Consider the following 18320-nt stretch of genomic DNA (forward strand, 5'->3'; position numbering starts at 1 on the left):
AAAAGTGCTTTCAATCAATGTACATAAAGCCATTAAACTATGATATAATGACTTCAGATATGGAGGGGGATATTTAAAATGTATTGTTTTAAACCAAAAGCGGATTATTCTAGATTAGATTTTATGCTTTATCACTGTGGTAACAATGATTGTGAAAAGAACCAATCATGGGGGCCTGGAATTCGTGATTATTATAGCCTATATTATGTAACGGAGGGGTCAGGCTTTTTAACGATCGATGGACAGGATTATACAATTGTAGAAGGAACTTGCTTTCTAATTCCACCACAAGTTATTGTTAGTTACAGACCAGATTTATTGAATCCATGGTCCTATCATTTTATTGGATTTAATGGTCAAGCCGTGGATGATTACTTAGCACGTATTGGATTATCTGTCTCATCTCCTATTTCAAATTGTGAGAATGGTAAGAAAGTTGAAGCTTGTTTTGAGTACATTCTCGAATCAGTTAACCATCCAAAGAGTGCAGATTTACAAGCTATTAGCGGATTCTATGCTTTAATTGGAACACTCTGTGATCATACTGAACCACAAATTCCTAGAATTCAAACAATCAGTCGTCAAGCTGATTATATTCGTCAAGCTATTGAATATATTGAAACGAATTATTCACGTCAAATTACAGTTGAGGAAATCTCAAATCATGTTGGAATCAACCGAAAGTACTTAACTAAATTATTCAATGAGAAAATGGATAATTCTCCAAAGAATTATCTCATTCAATATCGAATTAATAAAGCTTGTCGTCTATTAAAACAATCAACATTAAGTATTCAAGAAGTTTCGCACTCTGTTGGATATACAGATGCACTTGTATTCTCAAAAATCTTCAAAAAAGTTGTAGGAACTTGCCCACGAGAATACCGTAGTGCGAACTTTACAGCTTAACAAAGGAGTCGTTATGGCAAACTTAGATTTTATTTATAAGCGTAAAAGTATTCGTAAATTTAAAAATCAATCCATTCCAAAAGAAGATATCTTAACTTTATTAGATGCAGCTACTCATGCTCCATCACCAAAGAATCAACAGAATTGGCACTTCGTTGTGTTACAAAATCGTGACATTATCAAAAAACTCACTGAAATCGTCTCTGAAAGTCATATTGCTATTGCTGAAATAGCTCGTTCTGAAACAGAAAAAACACACTATATGAAATTATTAAAATACTATACTCTATTTCAACATGCACCTGTTGTTATTATCGTGTACGCTAATGACTATGACATGATTGAGTATGATATTTTAAAAGCAAATGGAGCCAGTGAACAACGCTTAGCTGAAATCATGGCACCTCAATCAGCAGCTCAAGGAATTGGAGCGGCTGTTGAAAACTTCTTATTAGCTGCTACAGAAATGGGATATGGAGCTTGTTACATGACGGGCCCAACACACGCTAAAAATAGAATTGAAACATTAATTAATTTTAACAAGCCTGGTTATCATCTTATGTCTTTAATTGCTTTAGGCGTTCCTGAGGAAAATACGCCTCCTGCACCTAAACGTAAACCACTTGAAGAAGTAGTAACCTTCATTGACTAATAAAAAAAGATGACTTGATGTCATCTTTTTTTGTTAGTATTATTTAAAAATGCTAGCATTTCATTTTATTGTTCTAATACAAAGATAGCAGCTTATAAATCTCTCCTCTGTTCAAAATACATTTCAAATTGAGCATGGTCACCTATGCTATGTAGTGGGTTTACAAACTCATAGCTTTCTTCCGCTGATAGGGAATGGGTCACCTACCATTTTCGAAAAAAATGTATCCTCAATTACTAGGGCTTTAAAGCTTTCGCTAGATTAAAAACTTATCTGGAGTTATATAGCTAAATAACCTGATAAAATAAACCGTGTTTTTTACAATAGAAATAAAGCTTCCCATGTTTACGTTTTTGGAATCTAAATTGCATATGCCACTCAGGGTATTGTTTACTCATTAAGATAGTGTCTCCTGTAACAAAAGCGGTGAAGGTAATGTAGTGCTCTTTTGTCATTTCATGATTGGATGTAACGTATAATTCTCCATCGATTTCTTCAATGTTTAGTTCATGTCCAGCTTCTACTTTTTTTGGTACTAATGATTGTAATGTTTTTCCACAGCAAGATAAACTTGCTTCTGCTGTTGCTGTCATTAAATTTCCACACTGTGGACATTCATAAAATTTTAAGTTTCTCATATTTCCTCCTATTTGTTCATTAATTTTCAACTCTCCAGCTAATAGATCATCGACGCTGACTCCTAAAATAGTTGCAAGTTCAGGTAATAATGAGACGTCTGGACAACCTAATCCTCGTTCCCATTTACTAATCGTTTTATCACTTATATTCATTAATTCGGCCACTTGCTTTTGCGTCATATTTTTTTCTTTTCGTAAGTCATAAATCAACACACCAATTTTTTGATAATCCATCATTCTAGCCTCCTTTCAATTCTTATCAAAAACTAAAGCACACCCTATATCATTTTAACAACTTTTATGTCTTATTCAATAAACGCTTCGTAGAGTTAAGGATAATCAAAGAAACTAGCCCAACTGTAAAACTATTTTTTAGTCGGAATCAATGAAATAACCTAATTACTTTTGGCGTCTAGGTTAGGATTAAATATTTTAAAGTCACCTATTCATCCTTTCCCAAGCACTGTTAAATGAAAATGACAAAGCGCAATTTCTAAATCAATATACTAATACACCTTCTGCTTCTAATACAGTTAGCGGTGGATTAAAGTCATGGTTAAACAATAGCTTGGAGAACTCTAATCCCAGTATAAATTTCGATCAATTGATTCAAAATATAATCTCCCCCAATACAGTATTTGATTTCCTTGAAAACTTATCATATATCATACAACCATTCAAAGCTCTAATAAAGTGATCAGACTAATAATTGATTAATTTTAATTCTATCCTCTTTTTATTTACATTTTAATAGTCACATCATATAATAAGAGTATTGAATAGGCGATGGAGTTCGCCATTAACCGCGAAAGCTAATGACTCCTACTCTTTAATTCTTTTTATTGTGTATTAAAGAGTAGGAGTCTTTTTTGTGAGTTATCAGTTAGGAGGTAAAGATATGACACTTATCATTGTATTAATTAGCTTATTGATTATCGGAATATTGGCTCATTATAGTGGGAAACTTATTGAATATATTAAGTTACCCTCTTTAATTGGAATGATGCTTATTGGGATGTTAATTGGTCCATCATTCCTAAACTTAGTACCAGATGCCACACTAACTATTGCACCAACACTAAAAGATATTGCCCTAGTAACCGTGCTATTTATTGGAGGATTAGGGATTAGTGTAGCCCAAATGAAACAAATCGGTCGCCCTGCCATCTTATTAAGTGCTATTCCAGCAACACTCGAAGGGTTTACAATCGCATTAATGGCTATGTTATTTCTTAAATTTAGTTTTATTCAGGGAGCTATTTTAGGATTTATTATTGCAGCTGTAAGTCCAGCTGTTTTAATTCCATCAATGATTGATCTAATTAATCGTAAAGTTGGTCAGGATAAAGCTATTCCTCAAATGCTTCTCGTTGGCGCAAGTGCAGACGATACCATTGCTATTACTTTGTTCACTACTTTTTTAGGTATTTATATGCAAACAACAAGTGGTGAAGCTATTTCTATTCCCATGCAACTGTTAATGATTCCATTAACTATCATCATCAGTGTAGCAGTTGGATTTATCGTATATAAGCTTTCAAAACCAATCATTGAAAAGATTTCTTCATCGATTGGGAAAGTCATCGTCGCGTTTGGATTGTGTTTATTGATGCGAGCCATAGAAAAATATTTTCATCTTGAAATCTTTAATTCATTATTAACTGTCATGATTTATGGGTTCTTTATTCGTAACTATGTTGTGGATAGTTCCCAAATGATTCTTAATCAAATGAATCGTATTTGGAAAACTGGTAAACTTTATTTATTTGCCTTTGTAGGAATGGCAATTAATCCAACATTAGTTGGAGAGTTTTTCTTGATTGGATGTGGAATTCTAGCTATCTCATTAAGTGTACGCTCAATTGGTGTGTTAATCTCATTAATCGGGACTAACTTATCATTTAAAGAACGTATCTTTTGTGTCATTGCTTACCTCCCTAAAGCAACGGTTCAATCCGCCAAAGCTGCCATTCCAATGCAAATGGGAGTTGCTGGTGGAGAAATTATGCAGGCTATCGCTATTTTAAGTGTGTTAATTACTGCCCCAATTGGTGCCATTGGAATTAAATTAACAAGTGACCGTTTACTTCAAACAGAAAATTAAAAAGGGTTAACGATTTATCATCGTTAACCCTTTTTCTTATTTATTTTATAAAAAGATTCCTAAAATAGCGCCTGTTAATAAAGTTGAAATTGTTCCACAAATTAATGCTTTAATTCCTAGTGTTGCAACCTCACCTTTACGTTCAGGTGCTAGTGACGCAAATGCACCGACTTGAATTCCAATAACTGAGAAGTTCGCGAAGTTACACAATACGACCGATAAGATTGCAATCGTTCGAGGGGATAACACGTTTATAACATCAACCATTTCTCCATAAGCAACAAATTCATTTATACTTAGCTTCGTTCCAATTAATGAAGCAAAAGTAAATGCCTCGTCTGGTGGAATATGAAATAAGTAAGCAACTGGTAAAAAGACGTAACCGAATAATGTTGATAGACTTACCCCAAATAATCCTAAAAAGGCATTCACGATGGCAATAAGTCCAACAAAGGCAATTAAACTTGCACCAACATTAAGAGCTAATCCAAGTCCATTACTCGTTCCTTCTGAAATAGCCTCAAACAATGTTTCAGCTTCAGAACCAACAATTTCAGCATTTGCTGTTTTTGACGTTTCTGTTTCAGGCAACATCATTTTTGAAATCATTAATGTACTAAATGGAACAGTAAAGACTGCGATTAATAAATATTTGATATCAATTCCCATCATACTATATCCACCTAAAATACTCGCTGAGGCGGAACCAAAACCACCGACCATGACAGCAAATAGTTCTGATTTTGTTAACTTCGGTAAATAAGGTTTAATGACTAATGGCGCCTCTGTTCCACCTAAAAAACTATTAGCTACTGCACAAAAAGTTTCAACTTCTGTAGTCTTCATTAAACGTGCAATAAACTTCCCAACATATTTCACTAAAAATGGGATGATTTTTAAAAAGTATAATACTGAAATTAATGCTGACGTAAAAACGATAAGCGATAAAACATTAATAGCAAACACATATCCTTCAGCAATTCCTCCAAAGACAAAGTCCACACCTTCCATTCCCATTTGAATAAGGTTATTCACACTAAGAGCTAATTTCTCTAATAAAAACTGGCCGACTGGTATTTTGATCACAAAGAAAATTAAAATTACTTGTAATAAAAATCCCATCACAACTGTTTGTAAATTAATTTTCTTCCTATCTGTGGATAAAATAAATGCTAATACTAATAAACAAATAACTGCAATTAAACTAAAGATGCTATTCATGCTGCACGCTACTTTCTATTAACGGTTGCGAATCTCGTTTAATTTTTCTTCAATCATTGATAAAACTTTTTTCTTATCTTCTTCATTATTAACATAATCAATTTCATCAATATTGATGACAAGTACTTCGCTAGCATCGTAATGTTGCTCAATCCAGTTGTCGTATCCTTTCCATAACTCATAGTAATAAGATACTAATCCTTCATCTAATTCATATTCACGTCCACGTTTTTTGATACGTTCAATAATTGTTTCAAAGCTTCCTGATAAATAAATCATTAAGTCTGGCGCTTTTTTGGGTAATCCTTTTAATTCCTCCATCATGTTGTCTAAAAGGGATTCATATAAACTAAATTCTAATTCTGAAATACGACCTAGTTCTTTATTAACTTTAGCAAAATACCAATCTTCATAAATACTACGATCTAGTACATTATTATCATGAACTAAAGCTTCTTTAATATTTTTAAAACGGGTATTTAAAAACCATAATTGTAATAAAAACGGATAACGTTTCGCTTGGATTTCCTCTTCTGATGCTGTATAAAATAACGGTAAAATTGGATTATCATCCACACTCTCATAAAATACTTCTGAATTAAAATGCTCTGCAACAAGTTCTGCTAAACTTGTTTTCCCAGCTCCAATCATAGCTCCAATTGTAATCAACATTCTTCACCCTTACCTTTCATAAACTTACATAAAAATACAATAGTTTTTTTGAGATAGCAACTCTTAGATAACGCCCCTCAAAAAATAGCACGGTTTAAATCATAGCACAAAAAAACAACAAAATCACACATAATATTCTGTCCAAATTTCACCATATTTTTTTATCCACAAGTTATTTTTGACAAAAAAATCATCTTCCTCTTCGCAAAGAAAACGATTACAAACTGCGTTTTTCAATCTCCTATTTTGTCAAGAAAAAATTAAAATTTACTCTTTTTTAAACGACCAATTTAAAATAAAATTTTATTTATCCACAAGCAAAAAAATTAAATAAAGCTGTGTTTCATCGACAATTTTATAGATAGATGATTTGTTAAAATTCATGTTATTCAATAACTATTAATGGAAAGGGAGAACATGATTATGTATCAACTATTAAAAACTCTTAGATTTATTAGTATTATCGGTAGCATTACTAATATTTTTCTCTTATTATTGAATCTGTCGATTATTCTTATCTTTAATTCACTCGAACATATTTTAGCTCTTTCTTGGAAAAGCTTTTTTATTATTACAATGATAACTTTAATATCTTCTATCCTAGGATACTTCTTACACGGACAAAAAATAAAGATAAAGAAAAGAGTCCATAATGAATAACCCAGTTGCCTAAAAACTTAATTAAATAATACATAGCCTCTCTTGTATGACGTCTGCTTCTTGTTGTATTCCAGTATTTAAAAAAGTTGTATTCATAAATTCTCTCCTAAATAGATAATAAACACCCCTTGGATACATTTGACTAATTGTTAAATAATTTTATTTTTTCTATTAAGATTATAAAAAGCTCCTAGAGATTATCTTTTAGGAGCTTTTACGTTAATTCTTATAAATACCTTTTAAAGTGCCTTGATCTAAAATATGCCCATCCATTTGATGATACAACTCGTTATAGTTGAATCCTTGTTTTAAATCAAGCATTGTGTCTAACGCATAGACATGAATTTCATAAACATGAGGTGCATCTGGTGGCGCCATTCCACCGTAATAACTACAGGCTTCTACTGGGGTACCGTCACTTATCCAGCTATTAACACCTTGAATAAAATCAGTCGCACTTTGGCTTTCATTTTCTTGAAGTTGTGTTTTTGTAATATTGGCAGCTGTCCAATGAATCCATGAGAAACCACAGACTGGAAAGGCATCCTTATCTTCTAAAACTAATGCATACGAAACGGTATTAGCCGGTGCATCTTCAATTTTTAAAGGTAACGAAACAGTCGGCATCTCATACTCATTCATTGGTCCACGTTTCCCGTAACGATCATGAATGACACCATTAACAATACCTTGACTACTTAACTTCATTAAATCATCTCCTTTCAACGCTATCTTTATTATAACCTAACGGTGAATTAAATTAATACTTCATCATAAAAAAAGTCACTCAGCATGAGTGACTTAATTAATCTTTAAGAATCCAAACTTTTTCATAAACTTGACCAAACTCAATATCACAGATGAATCCATTACGGTCATATAAATAAAGTTTATTTGTAATTGAATCTTTCTTTAGTTCCCCTGAAAGAAAAACCATCTCATCATAACATTCGATTTGAATTTTTTCCCCTAATTTTACACGTTCAAGAAATTCACGAGTAAAATAGTCATGAATGTGTAACTCATCATTATTCACAACGAATAAAATATCATTAAACATTGAACAACACCTCTTCTATTGTCAAACATACTTCTTTATGAAACAAGTTATCATTTCTTCTTCACCTGAAATTAAAACTTGGTATTACCTAATTCATAACTATAACACATAGTAAAATACAAATTAAGCAATATGCTAAGCAAATAGATTTCATCAAAAAAGCTAAGTCAGTTTTTACTGACTTAGCCTTTTGTTTAAAGCAATAAAAAAACTCTCTACTACAATTACCTAAGTTTATAATTATAATATTTACCTTAAAAGAATGACTCAGAGATTTTATTTAAGGTATTCTCTTTCTTTAACATATATTTTCTCCTATTCCTCCATTAAGAAATTCTTAAGATTTTCTTCATAATTTTGTTACGTATTTCTTAATATTTACACTTTATACTGAGTTTAGGATTTAATTGTGAGAATTAAAAAGGAGGATCTTCATGCTAGAGCTGAAAAATGTAACGAAGCGTTATGGAAGAAAAGTTGTACTTGATGACGTTTCAATAGAGTTTAAAAAGGGATATATTACTTGTTTACTTGGTTTAAATGGGGTTGGAAAAAGTACAACAATGAAATCAATTATGAGATTAATTCCAATTAATAAAGGTGAAATTTTAGTTGATGGAGAGAAAATTACTCAAAAAAATATTAATAAAATAGCATACGTGCCTGATATTCCAATTCATGATCTAGGATGGACAGTTCCACAAAACTTAGAGTTTGCTAAAGTCTTTTATCCAGGATTTGATACCGAAAAAGCTGAACGTATGATTCAATTGTTTAAAGTCCCAACAGATAAAAAACTAAAGGAATTATCTAAAGGAAATTTAGCCCGTTTTAATATTATTGTAGGAATGTGTCAAAAAGCACCTTATATTTTATTAGATGAGCCATTTAGTGGAATCGACGTTTTTACACGTCAATCATTCATTAGTATGTTAAAGTCTGAATTTTTAGATGAAGGTCAAACCGTCGTAATTACTACTCATGAAATCGATGAAGTTCAAGATATAGCAGACTATGTTGTTTTATTAGAAGAAGGTCAAGTCTTTGCTAATTTCTCTAAGGCTGATGCACAAGCTGAAGGGTTAACTATCGTTGAAAAAATGAGAACTTTATATTGTGAGGTGTAATAATGAAATTTCTAACATTAATCGAAATTGAAATTAAAAAAATCCTACCTTGGTTGGGCACTTTATTTATCGGACTAACAGCTTTATCAACTGGAATGTTCTATCGCTCGATTGGTAATTACAAAAATGAGATGCTACCTGAAATCATGAGTAGCTCAGTTTCAGAATATGTACAAGCTAATGGAAAGCTAAGCTTAGTTCAAATTTTTGATAGTACAGCTTTCTTGCCCTTATCCTATATTTTTGCTGCTATCCTTTTAGTTTGTGTTGCCTTCTACTTATGGTATAAAGAATGGTTTGGAGCATCTAAACGTATTTATATGCTTCTTTCTTTAAAAGGACAACGTTTCTCAATTTTCTTATCTAAGTTAGTCATTATCCTATTGTCTGTTTTTTGTTTTTATGGGGTAATCTTGATTAACTTAGGTATTGGCGCTTTGTTGATGAATGCTTTACTGCTTGATGGAACGGTAGCTAATCAATTAATGACAACGATGTTACAAAAATCTTATTTTATTGGGATGATATTACCACTCTCTATCAGTGATTTTATCTATAAGATAGCGTTTATTATCTTAATGTTTAGTCTCATTTCAGTTTTTGTCTTATGCGATCGTTCAAAAAAAATCTTTGGATTAATTGCTGGGGCTATTTTTGGCATCGCTAATATCGCCTTGTTTATTTATACAAAAACATTGTATTTATATATCGATGAGCGATTTTTTGTTGATTATGGATTTGTCTTTGGAATGAGTACCGTTAGTATTTTAATTTGCGCATGGCTTTTAAATAAAAAAGTTTCAATTTAGGTGAGGTGAAAATATGAAGTTATATCATATTATTGGATTAAGTACAGCTAGTTTATTATCATTAGGTGCTCTAGGATTGATGGCACAAACTGAAGCGACACCATATAATACAGATTTCCGTTTAGAAACATTAAGTGGGAATGTTACAGCATTAAATGGAATTCAATTAGAAAATATTACAAAAACAGGACCTAATCAGTTTTCTAAAGTCATTATTACAGGAGAGAATGCTTCATTGACACCAACTAAATATGATACGTTTCATGGAGTCGGAGAAGATGTATTAGAAAATCGAGAATTATACCGTCACTTAACATGGCCGGAAACATTAGAAAATGATAATTATTTGATAACGGCCAACTTTAATTACTCTTACCTCTATACGAATACTGAGCCTGTTCTTCGAATTCGTTCAAAAAACAAGGACACAGGACAAATTAATATCCAAGAAGTTTCACTAGATCAGCTGCTATACGGTGAAAATATCATGACTGAATTTCTAACTGAGAATAACGGAAAATACTACTACATTGCGAAGGTTTATGATCAACGTGGGAATAAAAATGACCGTATTCTCACTTATGAAATTGATCCAACCACATTAAAATTAAGCCTAAAGTATGAAGAAGAACTTTCTGAATGGTCGTCAATGTATGTTCACAATGGCGTGATTTATAGAAATCCTAATGAATCAAATCATTTAATGATAACAACACTCGAGACTAACGAAACAAAAACTTATAAAATGAACGGAGTTGATGAATACGTCTATATTGAAAATATTACTACAGTGAATAATGAACTATTTTTCCTAATTGATTCAGTTATTATGAAAGCATCTTTTAATGATGACAATCAGGAAATCAATTTAACTCCAACTCAAACACCAAGCTTTATTGAATCATCAACAAATGAATTTGAATCAATATATCCACAGAGTCTCACTGAAAATAATGATTTAGTTTATACAATGTATGAATCATACAATACTAATTCAAGTACACAGTACTTATCAGTGCTAGATCCTTCAACCGATAAAATTATTTATGAAGGAAAAATCATGATTCGTCCTGATCAAGGGTTAGTTAATAATTATCAATTAAAAACTGTAAATCAAGACTAATCAATCTCCTTCCCCCCCCTTTAACATAATCATAATAAAAACACGACTTCTATGTCGTGTTTTTATGTTATAACATATGAAAAAAAAGCCATCACAACACAAAAGGTGTCTAGATGGCTTCTTTTCCCGGGTTCTCATATCTTATTTATTAAAGACGTTTTGGGTATCTTTTACTTTAAAATACCATTATATATGTAATGATATTTTAGTACTTATGGGAGTTTCGTTCAAAAATAATCTAAAATTGGGTAGTCTTTCAGATTATTTATACTAAGTAAGAAATAATATGAGTTGGGAGCTCTTATTCCCTACCTATTGTGCTTAACATACCCTATTAAAATTAGGAATGATAATAGAATCTTGTACTGTATAATTGATATAAATACCTGATCCATGTTCACAATGTTAGAATCAATTAGAGAAAATAAAACGGCTACTTTATAGCCGATTATCTTATCATATAGTGTATTGATTCTATTAAAATTATAATACATTTTGCATCATATTGTCAATTAATGCCGAAAATAAATAAAGTTATCTTATCAGTAACCAATCATTTAATTATACGTTGCTAAATACTGTAGCTTATTGATTAAAGATAAAAGAATTATTGAATGTGTATAATTACATAAAAAAAACAAGTCTGATTTTATATTATGACCATTGAAAAAACAAAACATAGATTACCCCCCTGTCGTAAATACGTTGCATTAATTAATGAATCACTTTCTAAAAAATTTCAAAACTTATCTATTGGATGACATGTCTGCTGAGGAAATTTTCATTCTTCATAATTCTCATCAGGTAATTATGATTCTGCAGCAAAGATTTATTCCCTGAAACTACAATTGATGCCTTCTTCTTAGAATATCATAACAATCATAAGGGTGATTTTATTTCACTACATCAAAAATCAAGTTGTTATTATTGGTTTAATTACTTGCAATTGCGCTAAATTAGAAGATGAAAACGCAATTATATCGAAGTAATAGCCAATAGGTTACTATTCATTAATTATGTTTAAAAACAACAATTTTTTTCGAATTTATAAATAATTTGTCGGATTCGGTAGAAACTATTACTGGTTATTAGTTAACCAAACATCTAACTAGAGTTCCTCCTTTTATCTGATTTCACGCTCCTATTCAAAAAGTCCATGCTAATTAATTATTAGTGTGGACTTTTAGTCTATCAAGAAACAAAAAAGTTTTTCACATGATTCACTTCAAACTAAAAGTATAAAAACATTGATATCAAAATATCTTATAGTTCAGTGCTGTACCTACCATTTCCAACGGAAATGTATCTTCTACTGATAAAGATTGGGTCACCTAGGGATTTCTGAAAGAAATCTATTCCTCCTCTACTAGGGCTTAGTTTTTACGATATGAAAAAAATTAATAGGACCTATATATACCGTGCTAAATGTATTATATCAAAATGACACATCCCCTTTTCTTTTTATCATGCCTCAAAAAATAAAAACAAAAAACCAATGCCAAATTGACATTGGTTTTGTATTGCACTTAATTAAAGAAAGCTACTCATAAATTCATTAACTAACATGTGTTTTAGATTTCGCATTATCTTTATACACAGCAGTTTTAGTTAATGCACTACAGCGTTTCCTATGTAATTCATTAAGACTGTGTAACTGAGCAGGTGCTAATTTCATAACACTCGCCTCCTTTAAGATTAAGTTACACACTTAATATTCCAGAAGTTCATTTATTTTATGCACTTATTTAAGCAGCTGATTTAAGGTCGTAATTAAACTTTCAATAGTGACATTATCAACTCCTTGGAAGCTACGTAATGCACGTAGAGGTATTTCTTTAACCATCTCTAACTGAGCTTCTTTATCTACATTTTCCTCTCCCATATCTCCGAGTAAATCATAAATAACTGGTCTTAGCTTAGGGTGTGAAATTAACTCATTAAACGTTGTATTCCATGTCACTTTAAATGGTAATTCTATCGTACTTGTCACAGTGATCGTCTCTTCTAATTTAATATCTCTTGAAGACTTAGCAATCAAAATACGATATTGTCCTGTTGGTACATACCAGTCTGAAATTCCCGTATGATAATAAGCAAAATCACGTTTTGTTAAAGTAAATGAAATAGTTTGGGTTTCACCTGGTTGTAAGGCTACTTTTTCAAATTGTCTCAACTCTTTTACTGGGCGAATGGCTGTTTCTGTTAAATCTTGTACATATAATTGAACAACCTCTTTACCAAAGACTTTTCCTGTATTCGTGATATCGACACTTACTATTAATGATTCATCATCACGAATATGATCTTGATTAACCACTAAATGACTGTATTCAAATGTGGTATAGCTGCATCCGTGACCAAATGGAAATAGAACTGGTATTTCCTTTGTATCATAATAGCGATAACCAACAAATACTTTTTCATCATAGTAAATTTTATTATCAACGACTTTATATGAAAGATATGATGGGTTGTCTTCTAAGCGAATTGGGAACGTTTCAGCTAGTTTTCCAGATGGATTCACAACACCAAATAATAAATCCACAGTTGCCTCTCCAACGGCTTGTCCTCCAAGATACATCTCTAAAATCGCAGGCACTTCATCTACCCACGGCATCTCTACTGGCGATCCATTGTGTAAGACGACAACCGTGTTCGGTTGAACGGCTGCCACTTGTTTAATCAACTCATTTTGACAGTTTGGTAACTTCATATGAGTTCGGTCATAAAACTCTGACTCTGATGAATCTGGTAATCCTGCGAAAATAACAGCCACTTCACTCGACTTTGCAAGCTCGATAGCTTCATTTAATAAATCTTCTCTTGTCTCATCAACATCAGTCACAAAACCTTGAGCAAAATGAATATGATCCATTCCCTCTACAGCATCAAGCGCACTACTTACTTTAAAAGCATTAATATGTGAGCTTCCCCCTCCTTGATAACGAGGTTCTTTAGCAAAGGCACCAATAAATGCAATCTTAGTATCAGTCGCTTTAAGTGGTAATACATCATCATTCTTCAATAAGACGGCACTCTCTGTTGCAATATGGCGCGCTAATCGATGATGTTCTTCTTTATCAAAAATGACTGGTTTTCGATTATCCACAAATTCAAAAATCTTACGTAAAATACGTTCAACACTTTTATTTAATACTTCTTCACTTAATGTTCCATCTTTAACAGCTTGCAATAATAATTGATCATTTGTTCCGTTGCTACCCGGCATTTCTAGATCCATTCCTGCTTTTAATCCCTTTACTCGATTATTAACTGCTCCCCAATCACTCATGACATAACCATCAAAGCCCCATTCATTTCTTAAAATATCGGTTAATAAATAATGAGATTCAGATGTAAATTCCCCATTCAAACGATTATATGAGGTCATTACAGTCCAGGGCCTTGCTGATTTTACCGCTCGTTCAAATCCGGGTAAGTAGATTTCCCGTAATGTTCGTTCATCAACCTCTGCACTTGCTGTCATTCGATAACTCTCTTGATTATTACAAGCAAAATGTTTAAGGCTTGTCCCAACATGTTGACTTTGAACACCTGTAATATGAGATGCTGCCATCTCCCCTGTTAAATAAGGATCCTCTGAAAAGTATTCAAAATTTCGTCCACATAAAGGAGAACGCTTAATATTAATCGCCGGTCCTAAAAGAACAGCTACATTTTCTGCCTGACATTCTTCTCCTAAGGCACATCCTAATGTTTTTAATAAATTTCGATCAAATGAACAAGCAGTGGTTGCTCCTGTTGGAAAACAAACCGCTTTAATACTATTGTTGATATCTGAAAAATCTGCTTCGTCCGATTGTTTTCTTAATCCATGTGGTCCATCACTCACCATGACAGTTGGAATACCGAGATGTTCAACTGATTTTAATCGCCAAAAATCTGCTCCTGAGCACATCCCCACTTTCTCTTCAAGCGTCATCTGACTAATGATTGTTTTAATAAATCTCATTCTTAATCTCCCCCCTATTACAAAACATTATATTCAGTAGTTAATTAACTTATTTACACGAATAAAATAAAATTTGCATACACAATTTAACCAACTTTTAACTTTAGAAATGCTATGCTGAATACAACAAATCACTGAAGGGATTTTAATGAAAATGAACAGAAAAAACACAGACTTAAATGAAAGTTTATTAGATTCAAATATGAATAATAAACAAGCAGAATCAACGATTAAAAAAAGCTTTCATGAAGAAAAAAAATGAAATAAATGAGTCAGAAACTAAAAATGGTGCTTAATTTAGTCCAACTAAGAAATTAACTCTAATGGATCCGAATACTAAAATTCTAAATCTGTGATTGAGCTATTTATATTAACTTTTTATCAGGAACCTATTCTAGTATTGAGACCATACTATATTTAAAAATTAATAGACAATATAATTTTCTTTACTATAATCTCAAAAAATGCCATACTTTTAAGTAACAAAACTTAAAGGAGTGAGATGATGCAACGCATTCAGATTAAAGATACAGAACTTTCATTATGCCCTATTGGATTCGGAACAGCTAATGCAGGTGTAGCCTGGGATCATGAAGATGCATTTAAATTGTTAGATCTCTACGTAAGTCTTGGAGGAAATGTTATTGATACGGCAAGAATTTATAATGATTGGGTTGAAGGAGAAATCGGTCGTTCAGAGCGAGTGATTGGAGATTGGATTCAGTATCGAGGTGGACATGACGATTTAGTCATCATTACAAAAGGTGGACACCCAGCTCTTAATACGATGCATGAAAGTCGATTAAGTAAAGAAAACATGAGAGCTGACTTAGAAAAAAGCTTAACTGCTCTTCGCATTGATTGTATTGATATTTACTTCTATCATCGTGATGACTTGAATCGCCCCGTTTCAGAATTGATTGAGACAATGGAAGATTTCGTACGTGAAGGAAAAATTAAATACTATGGATGCTCAAACTGGACAACAGCGCGTATGAAAGAAGCAATGGCTTATTGCAAAGAAAAAGGATATCGTGGATTTGTTGCAAACCAAGCCTTATATAATATTGCATCAAGCCAAATGAAACCCTATCCAGATGAGACCATGGTAACCATGGATGAAGAAATGTTAAAATTCCATCAAGAGTCAAACATACTAGCCATGCCTTATTTTAGTTTATGTAGTGGATTCTTTACGAAATTAGCAGCCGGGGTTGATGTAACAACTAGTCCTTACTATACAGAGGAAAATATAAAATTAGCTGAACACTTACAGGTGTTAACATCGAAATACAAGGCGAGCTTAACACAGGTTATTATGGGACTCTTCTTTGTCCAAGATATGCCGATGTGTGCTTTAGCTGGAGCGAGCCGCGAAGATCAATTGATTGATTTCATGGAAACTCTAAACAAACAATTTAACTCAAAAGATTTTCAATAATTCCTAGAGGGGATGAGAGGATGAGAACCTTTTATATTAAACAAAAGATTTTTACACTAAGAGATCGTTATTATGTTTATGACGGGCACAAACAACCGGTCTATGAGGTAACGGGAAAATTTTTCTCGATTGGGGATGAATTAACGATCAGCGACTTAAATGGAAATCCATTATTTCGTATCAAACAACGCGTCATGTCTTTCTTTGGGGCATATGACGTATATCAAAATGACATTCTTTGTGCGACCATTAAACGCCGTGCAACCTTCTTCAGACCCAAGCTTGATGTTGAAAGTAATTATGGTAAGTTCGAAATTCATGGGGACTTTTGGGATTATGATTTCTCGATCACGAAAGATGGTCATACGATGGGAACTATCGAAAAAGAATGGTTCGCATTCAGTGATAGCTATAAATTAACAGTGGCTCATGGAGAAAATGAGACCTTCTTCATTGCGATGGTCATTGCAATTGACAACTGTCTTCATAACGAGAAAAATAACAACTAATTAAGAATAAGAATAAATAAGATGGATAACATAATAATTGGCTACATGTTTCAATATGCTAAGTAATTCTACTTTTTAGCCTTCTTTCTACTTCCTAAATCCTAAAAAAATCCACGAGTCCTTCAATCGTGGATTTTTATTATGTGACTTATCTTTAGTTAATCCAGTTAGAAAAATCATTAGATGAAATAATTGTAAAATAAAATGGAAAATATTATAATAATAAATGAAGCATACTCATTTAAGAAGGGATGAAAAAGAATGCAAACAATATGCGTAACGTTAAACAATGGGATTAAAATGCCAATCTTGGGATTTGGTACTTTCAAAGTTGAAGATGCTCAACAAACAATTGATGCTGTTAAATGTGCTTTAGAATTAGGATATCGTCATATTGATACGGCTACTATCTATCAAAATGAAGAAGGCGTTGGACAAGCCATTAAAGAAAGTGGTATCCCTCGCGAAGAAATCTTTCTTACAAGTAAAGTTTGGAATAGCGATCAAGGATATGAATCAACATTGAAGGCATTTGAAACATCTTTAAAAAAATTACAAACTGATTACTTAGACTTATACTTAATTCATTGGCCAAAAGCATTAAATCATGAAACATGGCGAGCATTAGAAGAGCTTTACAATCAAGGTCGCATCCGTGCAATTGGAGTTTCAAACTTCAAAGAACATCACTTAGATAACTTATTAGAAGTGGCTACCGTTTTACCGGCGGTCAATCAAGTTGAGTATCATCCTCGTATGATGCAAACTTCTTTAGCAAAATACTGTAAAGAAAGGGGCATCCAACTTGAAGCTTGGGGACCATTAATGCAAGGAAAAGTCTTTGAACTTGATTTATTAAACGATTTAGCACAAAAATATAATAAAACAATAGCTCAAATTGTTTTGCGCTGGGATATCCAAAACGGAATCGTGACCATTCCAAAGTCAGTACATCCTGACCGTATTAAAGGAAATGCTGAAATCTTTGATTTTGAAATCTCACCCGAAGATATGGAGTTAATCAATTCACTAAATAAGGAGGAACGCATTGGTCCAGACCCTGACCATATTACATTCTAATTTTTAGTCTATAATCCAAAAAGATTGCATATAATGTATTGTACTATTTGTACATATCACTATTTTTTAATATAAAATCTCCTTTTTAAAATTTTTACTTTTGGGAATTTCCTTTATCTTTCAAGCCAAGAAGAGTTTTTCTTCTTGGTTTTTTAGTTTCAACATATAGATGTATCATGCAAATTTTTATCATGAAAATTAGATAAAATAACTTACTATTCACACAATATAAGTATGTAGAAGGAAACAAAACTAATAGTGATAAGATATAGGAACCCGACAATACTCTAACTCATTTCTAAAAAATTATTACTTTAATCATGGCTCAACACCAAAATTGGT

15 protein-coding genes and 1 riboswitch are annotated in these 18320 nt (G+C 32.3%); of the genes, 9 read left to right on the top strand and 6 right to left on the bottom strand.

Annotated elements, in window-relative coordinates:
- The first annotated feature begins 78 nt into the window (after positions 1-78).
- Positions 79-909, top strand: coding sequence for an AraC family transcriptional regulator (locus tag NEH75_RS06445; RefSeq protein ID WP_262948652.1), 831 nt, complete (start codon positions 79-81; stop codon positions 907-909).
- A 13-nt stretch (positions 910-922) separates the two neighbouring features.
- Positions 923-1561 carry a nitroreductase family protein gene (locus NEH75_RS06450; protein WP_055277512.1) on the top strand — a complete coding sequence of 213 codons (639 nt, stop codon included), beginning with the start codon at positions 923-925 and terminating at the stop codon, positions 1559-1561.
- Positions 1562-1848: 287 nt separating this feature from the next.
- Here NEH75_RS06450 and NEH75_RS06455 read toward each other — a convergent pair whose 3' ends face one another.
- Positions 1849-2433 carry a helix-turn-helix domain-containing protein gene (locus NEH75_RS06455; RefSeq protein ID WP_262948653.1) on the bottom strand — a complete coding sequence of 195 codons (585 nt, stop codon included), beginning with the start codon at positions 2431-2433 and terminating at the stop codon, positions 1849-1851.
- A gap of 539 nt (positions 2434-2972) precedes the next feature.
- Positions 2973-3031: riboswitch (Fluoride riboswitch) on the top strand.
- A 39-nt stretch (positions 3032-3070) separates the two neighbouring features.
- Between NEH75_RS06455 and NEH75_RS06460 the strand changes: the two genes are divergently transcribed.
- Positions 3071-4303, top strand: coding sequence for a cation:proton antiporter (locus NEH75_RS06460; RefSeq protein ID WP_237297020.1), 1233 nt, complete (start codon positions 3071-3073; stop codon positions 4301-4303).
- A gap of 45 nt (positions 4304-4348) precedes the next feature.
- On the opposite strand, the gene NEH75_RS06465 is transcribed toward NEH75_RS06460, so the two are convergent.
- The 4 genes from NEH75_RS06465 to NEH75_RS06480 form a co-directional block, all read right to left on the bottom strand.
- Entirely contained in the window at positions 4349-5524 is a 1176-nt protein-coding gene (locus NEH75_RS06465) for a NupC/NupG family nucleoside CNT transporter (protein ID WP_055305296.1), read from the bottom strand.
- Between the two features lie 18 nt (positions 5525-5542).
- Complete coding sequence (locus tag NEH75_RS06470; RefSeq protein ID WP_262948654.1) at positions 5543-6193, bottom strand: deoxynucleoside kinase; 651 nt, start codon at positions 6191-6193, stop codon at positions 5543-5545.
- 882 nt (positions 6194-7075) lie between these two features.
- Positions 7076-7564 carry a YbhB/YbcL family Raf kinase inhibitor-like protein gene (locus tag NEH75_RS06475; protein WP_212725980.1) on the bottom strand — a complete coding sequence of 163 codons (489 nt, stop codon included), beginning with the start codon at positions 7562-7564 and terminating at the stop codon, positions 7076-7078.
- A gap of 97 nt (positions 7565-7661) precedes the next feature.
- On the bottom strand, positions 7662-7916 hold the full coding sequence (locus NEH75_RS06480; protein ID WP_055245240.1) for a hypothetical protein: 255 nt from the start codon (positions 7914-7916) through the stop codon (positions 7662-7664).
- 434 nt (positions 7917-8350) lie between these two features.
- Here NEH75_RS06480 and NEH75_RS06485 point away from each other — a divergent pair, with 434 nt between their 5' ends.
- The 3 genes from NEH75_RS06485 to NEH75_RS06495 are packed head-to-tail and all read left to right on the top strand — an operon-like array spanning position 8351 to position 10975.
- A complete protein-coding gene (locus tag NEH75_RS06485) occupies positions 8351-9043 on the top strand; it encodes an ABC transporter ATP-binding protein (RefSeq protein ID WP_055245238.1) in 693 nt (230 codons plus the stop codon).
- 2 nt (positions 9044-9045) lie between these two features.
- Complete coding sequence (locus NEH75_RS06490; protein ID WP_055277500.1) at positions 9046-9852, top strand: hypothetical protein; 807 nt, start codon at positions 9046-9048, stop codon at positions 9850-9852.
- A gap of 13 nt (positions 9853-9865) precedes the next feature.
- Complete coding sequence (locus NEH75_RS06495) at positions 9866-10975, top strand: hypothetical protein (protein WP_055305293.1); 1110 nt, start codon at positions 9866-9868, stop codon at positions 10973-10975.
- Between the two features lie 1741 nt (positions 10976-12716).
- Here the strand turns inward: NEH75_RS06495 and NEH75_RS06500 are convergent.
- Complete coding sequence (locus NEH75_RS06500) at positions 12717-14948, bottom strand: glycoside hydrolase family 3 C-terminal domain-containing protein (RefSeq protein WP_055305292.1); 2232 nt, start codon at positions 14946-14948, stop codon at positions 12717-12719.
- Between the two features lie 505 nt (positions 14949-15453).
- Between NEH75_RS06500 and NEH75_RS06505 the strand changes: the two genes are divergently transcribed.
- The 3 genes from NEH75_RS06505 to NEH75_RS06515 all read left to right on the top strand — a co-directional run bounded on the left by NEH75_RS06505 (position 15454) and on the right by NEH75_RS06515 (position 17978).
- On the top strand, positions 15454-16389 hold the full coding sequence (locus tag NEH75_RS06505) for an aldo/keto reductase (protein WP_238581276.1): 936 nt from the start codon (positions 15454-15456) through the stop codon (positions 16387-16389).
- 20 nt (positions 16390-16409) lie between these two features.
- Positions 16410-16898 carry an LURP-one-related/scramblase family protein gene (locus NEH75_RS06510; RefSeq protein WP_055244207.1) on the top strand — a complete coding sequence of 163 codons (489 nt, stop codon included), beginning with the start codon at positions 16410-16412 and terminating at the stop codon, positions 16896-16898.
- A gap of 261 nt (positions 16899-17159) precedes the next feature.
- A complete protein-coding gene (locus NEH75_RS06515) occupies positions 17160-17978 on the top strand; it encodes an aldo/keto reductase (protein ID WP_055305290.1) in 819 nt (272 codons plus the stop codon).
- Positions 17979-18320 lie beyond the last annotated feature (342 nt).

The sequence above is a fragment of the Turicibacter sp. T129 genome (genome assembly GCF_025594975.1).
GTDB classification, from domain to species: domain Bacteria; phylum Bacillota_I; class Bacilli_A; order MOL361; family Turicibacteraceae; genus Turicibacter; species Turicibacter bilis.